Annotated in this window: 19 protein-coding genes; 14 read left to right on the top strand and 5 right to left on the bottom strand. The window is 33.9% G+C overall.

Going from position 1 to position 16133, the window contains the following annotated elements:
* Positions 1-79 precede the first annotated feature (79 nt).
* From AC2CGR_RS11645 to AC2CGR_RS11620, 6 genes are all read left to right on the top strand, one after another.
* Entirely contained in the window at positions 80-772 is a 693-nt protein-coding gene (locus tag AC2CGR_RS11645; RefSeq protein WP_071715289.1) for a response regulator transcription factor, read from the top strand.
* A complete protein-coding gene (locus AC2CGR_RS11640) occupies positions 769-1764 on the top strand; it encodes a sensor histidine kinase (protein ID WP_087967638.1) in 996 nt (331 codons plus the stop codon). The genes AC2CGR_RS11645 and AC2CGR_RS11640 overlap by 4 nt, the downstream gene beginning before the upstream one ends.
* Positions 1765-1879: 115 nt before the next feature.
* On the top strand, positions 1880-2641 hold the full coding sequence (locus tag AC2CGR_RS11635) for an ABC transporter ATP-binding protein (protein WP_484480842.1): 762 nt from the start codon (positions 1880-1882) through the stop codon (positions 2639-2641).
* On the top strand, positions 2631-4478 hold the full coding sequence (locus AC2CGR_RS11630; protein WP_071715292.1) for an FtsX-like permease family protein: 1848 nt from the start codon (positions 2631-2633) through the stop codon (positions 4476-4478). Before AC2CGR_RS11635 ends, AC2CGR_RS11630 begins: the two co-directional genes overlap by 11 nt.
* Before the next feature lie 187 nt (positions 4479-4665).
* Positions 4666-5373, top strand: a complete 708-nt coding sequence (locus tag AC2CGR_RS11625; RefSeq protein ID WP_071715293.1) for a TraX family protein — start codon at positions 4666-4668, stop codon at positions 5371-5373.
* Between the two features lie 119 nt (positions 5374-5492).
* The gene (locus AC2CGR_RS11620; RefSeq protein ID WP_071715294.1) at positions 5493-5747 is read left to right on the top strand and encodes a YbeF family protein; all 255 of its coding nucleotides are present in this window, start codon (positions 5493-5495) and stop codon (positions 5745-5747) included.
* Positions 5748-5839: 92 nt separating this feature from the next.
* On the opposite strand, the gene AC2CGR_RS11615 is transcribed toward AC2CGR_RS11620, so the two are convergent.
* Both AC2CGR_RS11615 and AC2CGR_RS11610 read right to left on the bottom strand, forming a co-directional pair.
* Positions 5840-6289, bottom strand: a complete 450-nt coding sequence (locus AC2CGR_RS11615; protein ID WP_071726214.1) for an NUDIX hydrolase — start codon at positions 6287-6289, stop codon at positions 5840-5842.
* 17 nt (positions 6290-6306) lie between these two features.
* A complete protein-coding gene (locus tag AC2CGR_RS11610) occupies positions 6307-7146 on the bottom strand; it encodes a DUF2785 domain-containing protein (protein WP_088307315.1) in 840 nt (279 codons plus the stop codon).
* Positions 7147-7269: 123 nt separating this feature from the next.
* On the opposite strand from AC2CGR_RS11610, the gene AC2CGR_RS11605 reads away from it, so the two are divergent.
* The 3 genes from AC2CGR_RS11605 (at position 7270) to AC2CGR_RS11595 (ending at position 9993) form a co-directional block, all read left to right on the top strand.
* Complete coding sequence (locus tag AC2CGR_RS11605) at positions 7270-7992, top strand: GNAT family N-acetyltransferase (protein ID WP_087967641.1); 723 nt, start codon at positions 7270-7272, stop codon at positions 7990-7992.
* A 49-nt stretch (positions 7993-8041) separates the two neighbouring features.
* Positions 8042-8881 (top strand): hypothetical protein, encoded by an 840-nt coding sequence (locus AC2CGR_RS11600; protein WP_087967642.1) that lies wholly within the window; start codon positions 8042-8044, stop codon positions 8879-8881.
* 89 nt (positions 8882-8970) lie between these two features.
* Entirely contained in the window at positions 8971-9993 is a 1023-nt protein-coding gene (locus tag AC2CGR_RS11595) for a tyrosine-protein phosphatase (protein ID WP_484480841.1), read from the top strand.
* Between the two features lie 95 nt (positions 9994-10088).
* Here AC2CGR_RS11595 and AC2CGR_RS11590 read toward each other — a convergent pair whose 3' ends face one another.
* Positions 10089-10514, bottom strand: a complete 426-nt coding sequence (locus AC2CGR_RS11590) for a DUF1648 domain-containing protein (protein WP_071726208.1) — start codon at positions 10512-10514, stop codon at positions 10089-10091.
* A 340-nt stretch (positions 10515-10854) separates the two neighbouring features.
* Here AC2CGR_RS11590 and AC2CGR_RS11585 point away from each other — a divergent pair, with 340 nt between their 5' ends.
* On the top strand, positions 10855-11562 hold the full coding sequence (locus AC2CGR_RS11585) for a YjjG family noncanonical pyrimidine nucleotidase (protein ID WP_131100256.1): 708 nt from the start codon (positions 10855-10857) through the stop codon (positions 11560-11562).
* 135 nt (positions 11563-11697) lie between these two features.
* Positions 11698-12660, top strand: a complete 963-nt coding sequence (locus AC2CGR_RS11580; RefSeq protein WP_484480840.1) for a tubby C-terminal domain-like protein — start codon at positions 11698-11700, stop codon at positions 12658-12660.
* Positions 12661-12707: 47 nt separating this feature from the next.
* Here the strand turns inward: AC2CGR_RS11580 and AC2CGR_RS11575 are convergent, their stop codons facing one another.
* Both AC2CGR_RS11575 and AC2CGR_RS11570 read right to left on the bottom strand, forming a co-directional pair.
* Positions 12708-12911 carry a helix-turn-helix transcriptional regulator gene (locus AC2CGR_RS11575; protein ID WP_270184948.1) on the bottom strand — a complete coding sequence of 68 codons (204 nt, stop codon included), beginning with the start codon at positions 12909-12911 and terminating at the stop codon, positions 12708-12710.
* Complete coding sequence (locus AC2CGR_RS11570; protein ID WP_484480839.1) at positions 12899-13258, bottom strand: DUF3796 domain-containing protein; 360 nt, start codon at positions 13256-13258, stop codon at positions 12899-12901. Before AC2CGR_RS11570 ends, AC2CGR_RS11575 begins: the two co-directional genes overlap by 13 nt.
* 179 nt (positions 13259-13437) lie before the next feature.
* Between AC2CGR_RS11570 and AC2CGR_RS11565 the strand changes: the two genes are divergently transcribed.
* The 3 genes from AC2CGR_RS11565 (at position 13438) to AC2CGR_RS11555 (ending at position 16096) form a co-directional block, all read left to right on the top strand.
* On the top strand, positions 13438-13632 hold the full coding sequence (locus AC2CGR_RS11565; protein WP_000958870.1) for a hypothetical protein: 195 nt from the start codon (positions 13438-13440) through the stop codon (positions 13630-13632).
* Positions 13633-13719: 87 nt separating this feature from the next.
* The gene (locus AC2CGR_RS11560) at positions 13720-14445 is read left to right on the top strand and encodes an ABC transporter ATP-binding protein (RefSeq protein ID WP_087967652.1); all 726 of its coding nucleotides are present in this window, start codon (positions 13720-13722) and stop codon (positions 14443-14445) included.
* Positions 14438-16096 carry a putative ABC transporter permease subunit gene (locus AC2CGR_RS11555; protein ID WP_270184949.1) on the top strand — a complete coding sequence of 553 codons (1659 nt, stop codon included), beginning with the start codon at positions 14438-14440 and terminating at the stop codon, positions 16094-16096. The genes AC2CGR_RS11560 and AC2CGR_RS11555 overlap by 8 nt, the downstream gene beginning before the upstream one ends.
* Positions 16097-16133 lie beyond the last annotated feature (37 nt).

Raw genomic sequence — 16133 nt, 5'->3', positions numbered from 1 at the left:
TGGTCTCATTTTGAGCAAAAGCAATAATAGTTTAAAATTAAGATATGAAACAAAGTTAATAAATAAATCGGAGGATGAAATGTATAAATTATTGATTGTTGAAGATGAAATGAATATTGCATATACACTAAAAAACCATCTTGAAAAATATGGCTATCATTGCCTCATTGTAGAAGATTTTCAAAAGGTATTAGAAATTTTTCGGGATTTTCAACCCCACCTTGTCATTATGGATATTACCCTTCCTGCCTTTGATGGTTATTATTGGTCACGTAAAATAAGACAAATATCGAATTGTCCTATTGTGATTCTCTCTGCTCGTATGAGTGAGGCGGACCAAGTGTATGGCATTGAAAATGGGGCTGATGATTTCATTACTAAACCCTTTTTATTAGGAGTGGTACTTGCAAAAATTAATGGACAAATTCGTCGTATATATGGCGAATATGCAAGAAATGTACAGGAGAAAATTATAAAAATAGGAAATACAGCTTTAAACCTGGACACTGTACGATTATGCACACCTAATCAGGAGGAGCTATTAACGATAAAAGAACTCCAGCTATGTACAATGTTCTTTGAAGCGTTTCCTAATGTTGTAACACGACAGCAACTACTTACCGCAATTTGGGATGAGGAAGAATTTGTTGAGGAAAATACCTTAACAGTAAATATTGCAAGAGTACGAAAGAAATTAGAAGCCATTCATTCTACTTTAGAAATTACAACTATTCGAGGAATTGGCTATCAATTAACGGAGAAACTCACATGAAGTTATTTTTAAAAGACCATATGAGCTTTATTATTTTGTATATCATTACATTTATTAGCTTACCAATTGTGATTCATAGATTAGATGGTTTTGAAAATCATTATACTTATTTTATATTTCTAGCCTTCTCTCTATTGATCGTACTACTTTTTTGTCGTTATTTACGTCGTAAAAAAATGTATACACATATTGGGAACAAGAACATCCATACGGAAAGTTTTATGATTCATCAGCCGATTGCTCCATACGAGAAAGCATACGCAACTCAGTTGCAATATATTCAATCCTTATTTTTATCAAAAGAAGAGGAATATAAGAGTTCTTTACATAATCAGCAATTAATGATTTCTCATGCAGTTCATCAAATGAAGACGCCACTTTCTGTCATTCAATTGCTTATACAGTCTAATCAGTTTAAGGAACCCAATTCCCTTGCAGAGTGGCAAAAAGTAAAAGTTGAATGTGATAAACTGAACTTCTCTTTAAATCAGTTACTAATGTATAGTCGCTCTACTAAATTATTAGCAGATTTAAAAATAGAACCAATCCAGTTAAAACTTATTGTACAGGAAGTTATTAATGATTTAAGGGATTATTTTATTGAGGAAGAAATCTTTCCTAAAAGCACTATACCGGAGCATATATTGCTTTATTCAGATCGTAAATGGCTAAAGGTTGTGGTTTACCAGTTATTAAGTAACGCAGTTAAATATGGCGAAAAACACTCTGCTATTATGATTCATTATGAAAATGGACAGTTGTTCATTAAAAATAAAGGAGAAACGATACCTGAAAGTGAAATAAAACGTGTTTTTGAATTATTTTACACAGGAACGAAAGGACGTATAAAAGGGGAAGCAACTGGTATCGGTCTTTATTTAGTAAAAAGTATCCTTACTACATTAAATCATCCATACCACCTACATTCTAAAGATAATGAAACAACATTTACAATAGATCTCTCCAGAAGTATAGAAACGGCTACCGAATAAGGTAGCCGTTTTGAATGTGACAATTTTGTCATCTTGCTGTCACATTGAGAGATGTTAAGAAGTAACAAGCATATTTATACTAAAATACTGAAAGATACAAAGGAGTGAAGTACTGATGTCAAACCCCATTTTAAATGTAAAAGGGCTTCAAAAGGAATATACAGGAGAAATTACCTACAAAGCGTTAAAGGGCATTGATTTTCATTTAGACAAAAATGAGTTCGTTGCAGTAATGGGTCCTTCCGGTAGTGGAAAAACAACGCTCCTTAACTGCATCTCAACAATCGATCGCCCAACTAATGGATCCGTTACAATTAATTCAAAAAATCCGTATGAATTAAATGATGAGGAACTAGCGAAGTTTCGTCGCACAGAATTAGGATTTGTATTCCAAGATTTTAATCTCGTTCATACTTTAACAGTCGAGGAAAATATTTTATTACCTTTAACACTCGACTCTGTAAAGGCTACAGAAATGAATAAACGTCTAGAGAAAGTTGCGATCTTTTTAGGGATTCAAGGGATTTTAAAAAAGCGCACATTTGAAATTTCAGGAGGACAGAAACAACGTGTGGCAATTGCACGAGCTGTTATTCATGAACCCGGGTTATTATTAGCCGATGAACCAACTGGAAACCTAGATTCTAAAGCGGTAAATGATGTTATGACATTGTTTGAGTCAATTAACAAGACCTTTAACACTGCTATTTTAATGGTGACACATGATGCTTATGTTGCTAGTTTTGCACATCGTGTAATTTTTATAAAAGACGGCATTCTTTTTAATGAAGTGTATCAAGGTAATAATAAAAAGGAGTTTTATCAGGAAATCATGGATACACTTACATTTTTAGGTGGTGGTCAGCGTGAGTTTTAATCATATAGTCCTTCAAAACATTTTGCGCGATAAATGGACCTATATTTCCTATTTTTTAAGCAGTGTATTTTCCATTTTAATATTTTTCTTATTTTCGATTATAGCATTCCATCCAATGGTGACGACCATTCAAATAGGAAGTACACTTAGCCTTGTAATGATGCTTACGAGCTTTATTGTGTATATTTTTTCATTCGTTTTCATCATTTATTCGATGTTTTCATTCTTGAAAAAGAAAACAAAAAATCTTGGCATTTTTATGATTACTGGGGCATCTATGCAGCAAGTGCGTAAGATGTTGTTCAGAGAAAATATGTTTATTGCTGGTATAGCAATCCTAACAGCGATTGTGCTTGGGCTTGTAATCGCCCCTTTGTTTTTAATGATCACCAAAAGGGTGTTACAAGCGAGTAGCTTTGGTATGTATATACCAGTACAAGCTATCGCATTAACGACTATTTTATTTACAATTTTATTCTGTATCGTTTCTAAATTTATAACACGTTTTATTAACAAGGAAGAAGCTGTTCTTCTGTTAAAAACAGATGTAACACAGGAAAAGTTAATAACACCTGCACCATGGAAGTTGTTACTATCTGTAATAACGAGTGGATTTTTAGCACTATCACTTATTTTAGAACTGAATTGGATTGAATCACCTGGAATGGTCTATTACCTTTTACTATTTGTCAGTTCCCTATTAGCCATTTATTTTATAATCACGCAGGGAATGTTGCTATCGATTCGTGTATTACAAAAGCATCCATCATACTACAAAAAAACAAATATGCTTTATGTTTCGAACCTTAAAGCCAAAGGGCGCTCACATGCCCATCTTATCTACTTATTAACTATCTTATTGTTAGGTGTATTTTTATGTACAAACGTACTGTACAGTTCTTATTACAATATAGATAAGAGAGTGGAATCATTAGAACCGTACAGTTTTCAGTATATCTCACTTCCAGGAAATAAGCCGGAAAGTGAGCAGGAAGACGTTTCATTCATTGAACATACATTAGCAAAACAAGGTAAATACGAGGCATATTATTCTGCATTTAAAACAGATAAAAATCAGAATATCGGTTTTATGTCGGTTTCAAATTATAATGCATTTAGCATTCATAAAACTCTTTTCTTAAAAGATGATGAGTACTATGTTGTAGCAGGATATCAAAATATTCTTCCAAGTACGGAATTAATTCATGACTATCCATTTGGAGAACTTCAATATGCAGGAATTGAGAAACGAAATATTTTAATGTCAGGTGTACAAAGGGTATACTACATCGTCCCAGATGCGGTTTATGAAACCATTGATTATCCTATATTCAAAGTATTTTCTTATGAGGTTGAGCATTGGACTGAAAAAAACGAATTAGCTGAAACCATTTTCTCTAAAATTACCCCAATACAGTATGAGCGCCAAATTCATTCGAAAATTAATTTATACAATACAGAGAAGTTCACGGTAAGTCTCTTATTCTTTATCGGTTTTATGATGAGTCTTATCTTTTTGAGCGCAGCAATGAGTATACTTTATTTTTACCTGCAAATGGCACTTGAAGGAGAAAAAGAAAAATATGCAGGAATACGAAAACTTGGCTTTTCTATAAAAGAATTAGCTTCTGTTGTGACCAAGGAGTTAGCGACATTAATTTTTATCCCGTTTGTACTTGCATCTATTCTTCTATGTGGAATTATGTTTGCAATGCGTAACCAGTTTTCATCCGCGCTTTATGGGGTCACAGCAATAGGTGTAGGAATATTTTTATTGCTATTTGTTATAAGTTTTTTCATCATTCGACGAAGTTATTTGAAAAAACTTATAAATTAACAAGACATGGGGTTAAGGTTCTAGTTACTTAACCTCAATATATTATAGTAAGTTTCACTATTTAGGAGGTTCTATTTTTACAAAAGAACCTCCTAGACAAAAAATTAATACTTTTTATGAAAATAAAAGAGTGTTTCCAGAAGATTAATAGTATCTAAGTATCATGTAAGGTGGAGGTTTAGGTTTTATGAGGTTAAATGCTTTTCAATTAAAAGTTTTTGCAATGATCCTTATGATCATTGACCACGTGTATACTTACATTCCAGGTATGCCAATGTGGATGCATCATCCAGGACGTATTGTGGCACCAATCTTCTTCTATTTTGTAGTGGAAGGGTTTTTCTATACACGAAATCGTAAAAAGTATGCTACGCGTGTGTTTATATGGGCAGCAATTATGTTTGCAGGTTCAGCGCTAATTCAGTACATATTCCCAAGGGGAAGTGGACTTCACAACAATATTTTCTTGTCGCTTGGGTTTGGAATCGTGTTATTATGTGCGATTGATTATACAAAGCGTACAAAAAACTATCTACTAGGAATTCCAACTACCATTATTGTCGCTATATTAGGAATGTTTACAGAGGCAAGTATTTTTGGAGTGACAATGACCTTAATTTTCTACTTCTTTAGGGAGAAGAAAATATGGTTAATTGTAACATATGTATTACTTTCATTATCAGATGTTCCAACGTTACTTATGGTCGGAGAACTCTTTACAGATACAGGTCTATTTGGTTTCAATAATCAATGGATGATGATATTTGCGTTGCCATTCTTCTTCATATATAACGGGGAACGTGGTTTAAATAATGCATTTACAAAATATATGTTTTATATTTTCTATCCGGCCCACTTATGGATTATCTATACAATTGGATATTTTTTTGAGTAAATAAGGCCAAACACTTTGCATAATATGCATAGCGTTTGGCTTTTATTCTAGTATCATTATAAAATTATCATTATGGGGGTAATTAAGAATCTTTGCTTGATGGATATGGGGACATACCACTGAGTGAGTCAATTTTGATTTTCTGTATATATCCATTGCTTATTTGTATTTTTTCAATAGCTGTGACATATAAAATAGGTATATTTTACGTGATGCCAATGGTAACATTTCTTATTTTTCTTATGTTACATGTTACAGTGCACGATCCAGCATTTTTCTTTTGGGTTGGCATGTATACGATTCTTTCATTTATTGTTTCTTATATAACTATCCTTTTTGTAAAGGGATATAAAGTTGTAGAAAGAGAACGTTAATATCATTTTGGGGAAATAGGGATTTACGGTGAACGATAATAACCTCATTTCACGTTGTCATGACGGGAAATGAGGTTATTTGATTTCTATTTTTAATTGGAGTGATGAAAATCACGAAGAATCCCCTCAATGATTGGATGAAGAGTAATAGGCAATTCATCAAATGGGAAGAAGCGCAATTCTTTTGACTCAGTTTGATCACATTTAAGCTCACCGTGGAATTCGCGGCAAATATAAACAACGAGTACACCGTGTACTTGATCGCCGTTTGGATAGATTTGAAAGTAATCTGGTCCTGAGTATGTACGAAATAGTTTTGGATTTTTAATAATAAGTCCAGTTTCCTCATATACTTCTCGTTTTAAAGCGTCTTCTAACGTTTCGTTATATTCTAAGGCGCCGCCAATAATACCCCAGCGGTTGAAGTCTGTACGGAGCTGCAATAATATTTCATTTTTCTCATTTACTATAATAGCGTGTGAACCTATTAAAATCAGTGGATGATTTCCTACTAAATTTCTCATGTCTTCGATATACCCCATAGTTGTTCTCCTTATAGCTAATAATAATTAGGAAGTTCTTTTAACATTCTTTCTGTTTTACGTGCTGTAAAGGCTAAGTTATGGTCATCTTTCGTTCTGAAAAATAATGTGCGTAAAAAGGTTTTAATGTTGGCGCATAAAATACAATATTCATTTAACGAAAGGCGTTTTCTAATTTGAGGAAGCCTTTTTATTTTTTTATGAATAATAGAAATTAACTCGTCTTGCGGAAAGTCATGATACAACATCGCTAGTAAAGGAGTAACGATGCGTTCATCTTCGTTATTATGAAAAAGGTCAGATGGAATGAAGATTTTATTTAATAAACAATGAATTAACTCTTCGTACCATTCAAAAGTTGTATACGTATTATGAACAATTTCCGTAAAGGCATCAGATACGTGAGCAAGACAATGAGCCCATCCTTTATTTTCAATATAGCCTCGGAAATCTGTTTCTAAGTTTGTGTATGTAATGAGTTTGTTTTTTATTTCTTCAATATCCTCCTCTGTACAAAAGTAGTGCGAATTAGCGAATTGGAGTATTAACGCAATTAACGAAACAGTGTAAGAACGTGTGAAAACCCCATCTGAATGCGGGGAGTAAATGTCATAATATAAATATTCATCACTTAAACAAGTTTGCAACAGTAATTTCAGTTGATCATCCATAAGGAATTCATGATGAATAAAATGCACAAAACATTTATATATAAGCTGGTAACGAACGTAACTATCAGTTGTTCCGATATACTGAAGCATATGGAGCGTTAATTCATTTATATCTATATGTCGCAGTTGCGTATAGTCATTTTGTTGTATAAGCTCTAACTGTTGTTGCAGCGCTGTAATGTCCAATGGAGAACCTCCTCCGCACTTTAAAGATGCGATGTTTTCTAGTATTCTATATATTCAAGGACAATCCTGCTCATGCAAGGAGAACAAGTAGAAATTCAAGTATGACATAGATGAGGGAAGAATATGATGACCATAGAACAGTTAGAAAAACATTTTAAAATAAGAAGAAATGCTTCTTCTATCATGATAAAAGAAAATAATGCAGAGATTTTTACAGAAGAGCAATTAAAGGGAATCATGCAATATTGCGTTGCTGAGGCTGAAAAAGAGGGAATTGAAAACTTACATTTTGAAGTTTCTTCAAAAAGCCCAAATTATGATGTGTATAAGAAATGTTTCGAAGCGTATTCTTTTGAATATGTTACTGAAAACATGATTGTATGTAAGGATATATATGAAGTGGAAGATGTAGAAAGTGAAATTGATTTTAAGTTGATTGAAGAAGTAGGAGAAGATACATTTTATTCTCTTTGGAACGAAATGACAGAAGAACAAGTCACTTATGATCAATTTGTAAATATGATGCTACAAGAAATTGGTGAGCAATGGAAAGAACATTGTTTAACAGCGAGTGTAGGTGAAGAGCCGATAGGAATTGTAATCCCGCATATTGAAAGGGGTACGTTAGAAGAAGGGAAACTCATGTATTTCGCAGTCGCTCCAAATATGCGAAAGAAAGGGTATGAAGCAGCATTCTTTACAGGAGCAATGTTTGTCTTAAAAGAAATAGGAGCATCTTATTATATCGGTGAGACAAATGTGAAAAATGAGTGGATGAAGGATGTTTTTGAAAAGAGCGGATGTCAGCTGCTTAGTCCAACTGAGCGGTATGTGAGGAAGTTTTAGGAGGGGGAATGATGTACTTTCCCGAACTTATTTAGCGGGAGGGGTGAAAATGTTAAAACAATTCATGCATTCATTCGTTTTACTGTATCCAAATGTATTGTTAGAAGGATGGAGAATTGAAAAAGTTTCAGAACGTTATGAAGGTGAAAAGTGGGAAAGTTTTTGGTTTCAGGTTGTTACTCCAACTGGAATGTTTCGGATAAAAGAGTTTTTTCTCGATATAATGGAGCCAGTATTTCCAGATAGTTGTATTTCTCAAGCAAAAGGAGAATGCTTTCAATATAAATGGCTTGTGTATTGGAAAGGTATAAATTATAAGGGGAAAGAAAGTTACGTTACATCTAGATGGAAAACACAAATTGAAGTTTCTGTTGATCGTGGATATGTAAACCAAGATGAAATGGAACAATTTCTATTTGATTTACAACCGGTAAATATGGAGCTTGCAAGAACGATATTACATACACCATTTCACTTATTAAGCTTTCAAGCGAAGAGAGGTGAAATGGGCGAGATAGGAAGATGTCGTGAGTGGAATGATCCCGAAGACGTATCCTATGTTAAATTATCAATTCATGAAAAGGTAAGTTGGAAACTTGAATCAGTTGGTTTTGGAAATGATGAAATACAATATGTATACTGGGATGAAGATAATGAACTATATGCACTTTGGGTTTGTAGACATAAAAACAAAGCGTATTATCCTGTTTCTTCATGGGCAATGAATTATGGCCCAAAACAAATTATAAACGGGTTAGAGTTTTATTCGCACCCTGATCGCGGAACAGTTGTATATGAAAACTTTGGTAATGAACAAATCGCATACGTATTTCGAGGGAATCCATGTACAAATTTTGAACAAGTAAAAGAACTTTTTGCGTGTTTGTAAGATAAAAAGAAAAATGAGAACGACAAAGTAGATATTCCTATAATACAATAGAGTAAGATTCGATTATAAGAGAAAGCGTTGGTGAAAGAATGGAGCAGCAAAGACATTGGTTACAAGCAACTGTAGAAAGAAATGAAGATAATACGTTACAAATAAAGTGGGAAAATAATATAGAGGAAGTTCGCATTTACTGGAGTACTTCGCCAGATCATATTGAAGAAAATGGAGAATTACTTGCAACGGTAAATGGAGAATCATCATATACAATTGAAAACCCGAGCGGAAATGAGCGTCCATATTTTAGACTAGTAGGTAGTAATGGACAAGCAGTAACAGTAGCTGAGCGTAGACTGCCATTACAAGGCGCGTTTAACTTCCGTGATATGGGAGGATATGAAACGACTGAAGGCCGTAAAGTAAAATGGGGCAAGTTGTACCGTTCTGAAGAATTAGCAGGACTAACAGAGTGGGATATTGCGTATTTACAAAAGTCTGGTTTAAAGTTAATTTGCGATTACCGTACAGACTTTGAAGTGAAGCATAAGCCAAACCCTGAGATTACAGGCGCTCGTCAAGTGTGCTTACCAGTTATGCAGGACTTGGCGAAAGATTTAAATATAAATGAATTTTTCCAAGTTGGTGACCTTTCTATGTTAGGAAAACCAGGTGAGTATCTTGTGAAAATGAATCAAGACTTCGTAAGTGGTAACGAAGCATTCGTGAGCTTCTTAAACTTAGCGCAAGACCCGGAAAACTTACCGTTAGTAAACCACTGTACAGCTGGGAAAGACCGTACTGGATTTGGATCAGCATTATTATTACTTTTACTAGGTGTACCAGAGAAAACAGTAATGGAAGATTACTTATTAAGTAACGGATTCCGTGAAAAGTTAAACGAGAAAATGATGGCCTTTTTAGGTGCAAAACTACAAAACGATGAGAGTAGAGCGATATTAGGTGCGATGTTCGAAGCACGTGCTGAGTATTTACAAGCAGCGATTGATGAAGTGAAAAAGCAATATGGTTCAGTTGAAGCGTATGCTGAAAAAGCTTTAGGCTTTACGAACGAGTCGTTAGAGGAAATGAAAGAGTTATTGTTAGAGGGAAAATAATGGGGAGGGAGGCTGATGTGGATTAGCCTCCTTTTCTTATTGTTCATATAATTTTGTTCCATAAAGTGATTGATAACCGAATATCGTTGTTTGCATTATGAAATTTTTCGTTGCCTTATGATGCCTATAATAATTGGAATAGCTGTCCCAATTATTAATATTGGTAAAAATAATTTACCAAAACCGCCACTCCAATTTAAAGCTATTGAAATTGTTTCAAATTGGATGAAAGAAAAAATAAGTAAACAGACATTTTTTAATTGATTAAGCATTTTTCTGCTGTTTAAATAAAACTGCTTCGCATTCAATTCATTAAATCTTTTTGGGTAGTTATGAACTTCTGGAAACTTTTCTAAAGTCTGCATTAAAAGGAGTATGAATGCTCCTATTCCTGGTAGAAGTAAAAGCTCCCACTTTGATCCCCAACGATCTACAGTACCATATGCGTTATAATGTGCGGGTACTTCCTCAGGTAATCTTCCCCAAATGATAATCAAAAAAATGATGGATCCAAAGAACAATGAATATCCAATACTATCTCCAACCCATTCACTTTTTGTTTTTGGGATGTTTATTTTAGGTCTTTCCCATGAATTTACTATATTTTTCCGCTCCCTTCCTATAAGAACTAGAGTAATACAGTTTCTGGATTGCCAGTTTATAATTTGAATCTATTATCCAAATTATCTCAAATTTATAGTATTTTCACAATTAATTATTTTTGAATAACATGACTCATGTGTTTTAAACAACTGTAAGATCTCTGGACAGCTGCTTTTCGTAAAAGAAAAAAATTCGACTTAAGAGACAATTAATGAGAAAATACAAGTTGTAAATAACGTACTAGTTGAGGAGAGCATAATGAAATATAAAGTTATATTATTCGACGTAGACGATACATTATTAGATTTCCCTGAAACGGAAAAACACGCATTACATAATGCGTTTGTACAGTTTGGTATGCCTACAGGGTATAGTGATTATCTTGCAAGTTATAAAGAGATTAGTAATGGATTATGGAGAGATTTAGAAAATAAAATGATTACGTTAAGTGAATTAGCGGTAGATCGATTTAGACAATTATTTGCACTTCATAATATAGAAGTAGATGCACAGCAATTTAGTGACGTATATCTTGAAAACTTAGGGAAAGAAGTACATCTTATTGAAGGTGCAGTGCAATTATGTGAGAAGCTACAAGATTGCAAGCTAGGCATCATTACGAATGGATATACGAAGGTGCAACAATCTAGAATCGGAAATTCACCTTTAAGTAACTTCTTTGAACATATTATTATTTCTGAAGAGGTTGGCCATCAAAAACCAGCGGGTGAGATTTTTGATTATGCGTTTGAAAAGTTTGGGGTTACGGATAAATCAAGTGTACTAATGGTTGGAGATTCGTTAACTTCTGATATGAAAGGCGGAGAAGATTACGGCATTGATACGTGTTGGTATAATCCGAGTTTGAAAGAGAATAAGGCGAGTGTTAAGCCGACTTATGAAGTGGAGAGTCTGCTTCGCATTATGGAGATTGTGGAAGAAACACGAGAAAAGGTGACCGTATAGTAGTATTGTCGAGATTTGTTGATAAGTCGATATTCTTTGTCCAATCGTCGATATATCGAAAAAATCGTTGATATATTTTGAATTGCTGCGGTCAATTTAGGAAAGAGCTGTGTAACAACTAGAGGTGAATAAAGAATGTTAAAGTTTTCATTTGAGTTAGACAAGAATATCCCGCAGAAGGATGAGCCGCGGTATGATGCTTTTTCAAAGGGCTTTATCGAAGGGGATGTAACGATTTGCGCGAGTGACAGCGTACTTTTTCAAAAGTCACATGTGAAGGTCGCAGAGCTAGGCATTTATTTAGGACAGTGGATGGAGCAAGTGCAACACGGGCAGAACGTACAGATGAATTATGAAACGGTTGACCGTGATGAGATCATTCTTAATTTTTCCTATGAAGAGGACGATCAGTGGAGAATTTATTCCAGTTGGCAACAATTTGAACTTCAGGAATGTATCTCTACTGCAACATTAGTGGAGAGCGTTCAATGCTATTTATATGAGCTAAATAAGGAACTGCACGCGATACAATATCCTGTGACGTTTGATCAGTACTTAAGAGGAGAGCGAAAGATGCAGCTTTCTTACAAACGACCGTGTGATAGTAAAGCGGATACGGTTCCTATCGACGTTTACAATGGAAGCGAAGGTGTAGGCGTAGTACGGGGCTATTATAAAAATACGTTAATGAAAGTGCTAGACTTCATTCCGAAAGTCGGTAGTAATATCATTTATGAAATAAAGGATAGTAAGAACAACATTCGCGTCATTGCAAAGGATGTAAGTAGGCAGCGCCAAAGAAGAATTTTAGTAACATATAAAGATAATCATGATGCAGAGCATGAAATACTTGTATGTGACGGAAAGTTATTAGATGCAAATTTCTTATTTACCTTTACATATAAGGCAGAAGAATTTGTTGTTCATAAAACTACTTTTGGGATGGGAAAGTTATTGCGAAAAGGTTATATAATCGCAGATTGGAATATTCGTCTTGAGGAAGATATGTATGATATTGAGATGAATGTGTATGATGAGGGTTATATAGAGGATCAATATTTACTGTTGGGCGTATTTCATGCGGTTTTGTATGGGTGATAAACGAAAAATACCGGTATTCTTTGTGAAAAGAATACCGGTATTTTTTATTCATCCTCAAAAATAAAAACTTCATCAATCGTACTATGAAGTGCCTTCGCTATATCGTGAGCAAGCTGTAAGGAAGGATTATATTTTCCCTTTTCAAGATGGCTAATTGTTTCACGACGTACACCAACACTTTTTGCTAAATCTTCTTGTGTCATATTCAATTTGGCGCGGTATTCTTTTATCCTTGTTATGAACGCCATGGTGCATCTTCCATTTCGTCAATTGGTTTATCGTAAAAGAACATAGAAAAACCAAACGTAAGAATGAGTGTACCGAAAATAAGAGCGATATCAATTTCTTGTAGAGCCGGGTTTGGAAATAACATTTCAAGAAACAGAATGATAGCAGTAGTTAGTAATGTAACGATAAAGGCATTGCGGCACGATTTATTAACGATTTGTTCAAACAGTTCATCGTGTTGAACGGTTCTATATGAGGTGAAAAAGGAGAAGAAACAAAACATAGTAAACAATCCTTTTTCATAAAAAAAGCCAAGAAAACCGAAGAAACCAAGAAATCCTAAATATTTTATCCAAGTTGTTTTCATGATAGCTCCTCCTTATCATGTTAGAAATAAATCACGTTATGTTATAAATATATCACGTATGGATAGGAATGGTAATAATAGTTTTCCAGTTTGTTTCATAATAATAGTAAAAAGAGGAAATATGCTGCGAAATAAAGAGGATAATATTGTAAAATGGTTGTAAGGAGGGGGAGGAAGGTATGCTAACTTGGATCATGGTCGTTGTATTACTTGTAGTGATTACTGTAGTTGCGACAGTGTTAATTGGGCGAAATGGTGATGCAAATTATAGTAAAGCAACAAAAGGAAATATTAGAAGGCTTACAATGATTTATATTATACTAGCTGTCGTTTTAATCGTTGGATTAGGCTTGTATATTTATTTCAAAGGTTAAAAAACTGAAAAATACAAAAATCTAAAAATATAAGTATGCTATAATGTTGATATAGTTATTTGGTAATTAAGGAAAGGATTGGATGGAATGATTGAAATTACGAATGTGTCAAAAAGTTATAATGGTTCTACCTATGCAGTAAAAGATTTAAGTTTATCTGTGCCTAGCGGAGAAATCTTTGGATTTTTAGGACCGAATGGTGCGGGTAAATCAACGACAATTAAGATGATTACTGGTATTCATGGGGTGGACAAAGGGACGATCACGATTAACGGTAAAGATATTATGAAAAATCCGATGGAAGCGAAAAGGACGTTTGGTTATGTTCCAGATAGCCCAGATATGTTTTTACGTTTAAAGGGAATTGAATATTTAAACTTTATGGCAGATATGTATGAAGTGCCGAAAGAAGTACGCCAAGAACGAATCGAGTCTTTAGCGAAGAAATTTGATCTTTACAATGCGTTATCGGATCAAATTCAAAGTTACTCACACGGTATGAGACAAAAAATCGTAATTATTGGTGTGCTCGTGCATGAGCCAGATGTATGGATTTTAGATGAACCGTTAACTGGGCTTGATCCGAAATCTGCATATATTTTAAAAGAAATGATGAGAGAACATGCGGATAAAGGAAAGATTGTGTTTTTCTCTACACACGTATTAGAAGTGGCAGAAAAATTATGTGACCGCGTTGCGATTATTAATAAGGGGAATTTGCAGTTTAAAGGGAATTTAAATGAAATGAGAGATCATTTTAAATCCAATGAATCACTTGAAAAAATGTTCTTGGAGATGACGGGCAATGAGTAAAATTTGGACGTTAACGAAAGTATTATTGAAATTAAATTATGCAGATTTTATAACAGATAAGAAGAAGAGATGGGCATATTTATTTTCGTTTGCAGCAATACTATTTGTGGGCTTTTTAATATTCGGCTCGATGACGCACGGAATGTATGAAGGTATGAAACATTTAGGGCAAGACCCAGGAATGATTATTGCAATGGGACTTGCGATTGCGAGTATATGGGTATTTTTAATGAGTATAACGAACATTTTAACTGTATTTTACTACAGCAATGACATTGAAATGTTACTACCATTACCATTGAAACCAGCGCAAATTATCTCGGCAAAATTTTTAACGGTATTAATTACACAATACGTAATGAGTTCATTTATTTTACTACCAATCTTTATTACGTACGGTTTAAAAAGTGGCGCATTTATTACATATTACATATACATGATTTTTATTTACTTACTTTTCCCGATTGTGCCGTTAGTATTAGCTTCGTTACTGATGACAGTTATTATGAGGTATACAAATATAGCGAAAAATAAAGATCGAGGAAATATATTTATTGGAATCGTAAGTATACTATTTATTGTAGGGATTAATGTATTTTTGCAGTGGAAAAATAAAAGTTCGTTTTCTGAAGATGCAATTACAAATTATCTTGCAAACAACGAATCTTCTCTTTTAGTACAAATGACAAATTATTTTCCAACTACATATTTTGGAGCAGTGGCGTTAGTAGAAAATGCAAATTGGAAGGGTCCTTTATATGTAATAATCTTTGCACTTATTTCATTTGTATTTTTTGTGTTGTTTTATTACATTGCAGAGCGTACATATTTAAAAGGGGTTATTGGACTTTCAACGAGTACAGCAAAAAAAGAAGTCATTTCAGCAGAAGGCTTACAGAAATCAACGGTACAAAGCTCACATTTGAAAGCGTATGTGAAAAAAGAGTTTAAAACGTTATTCCGTACACCACAATTTTTCTTAAATTGTATCGTACAAACTTTCGTTATGCCGATTATGTTGTTCTTCGTTTTATTTGTACAAGATGGAAATTTAAAATGGATTACGAGTTATATTAATAATCCAAAATCAGCAGGTCTTGCAATTGGGGTAGGCCTTTGTGCCTCTCTATTCTTAATGGGAAGTAACGTTATTGCAACAACGTCATTCTCACGTGATGGAAGCTCTTGGTTTGTGAATCGATATTTACCTGTAAAAGCTTCGGATATCTTTTTTGCGAAAGCAATTACTGCTTGGTTAATTAATGTAATTATTTTAGCAGTGTTCGGTATTACGATGGCAGTTGTAGCAGGGATTTCTCCTGTTTTCATGTTACTGTGGTTTTTACTAAGTGCGAACGGTTTACTGTTAATTAATTTAATCGGTACACGCTGGGACGCACAAACTGCAGATATACACTGGGATACAGAGCAGAAGTTATTTAAGAGCCGCTATACAACTTTGTGGAATTTTTTAGCTAATATTTTTATAGCTTTAGTTCTTGTAGCGGGAGTAAGCCTATTATATTTCTTCCTTCAAGTAGGACTGTGGGTTATGTTTATCGTTTTATTTATAATGTTTACGATAGTAAATTATATCTTTATTAAAATGTTAAAATTAGGTGCAGAACGTATATTGTCAAATATTGAATAAAAAGATAGATCCTCTGTATTCGTGCAGAGGATTTATC

The organism is Bacillus sp. LSHTCR4, assembly GCF_057197025.1.
This window is presented reverse-complemented; position numbering and strand designations above follow the sequence as displayed.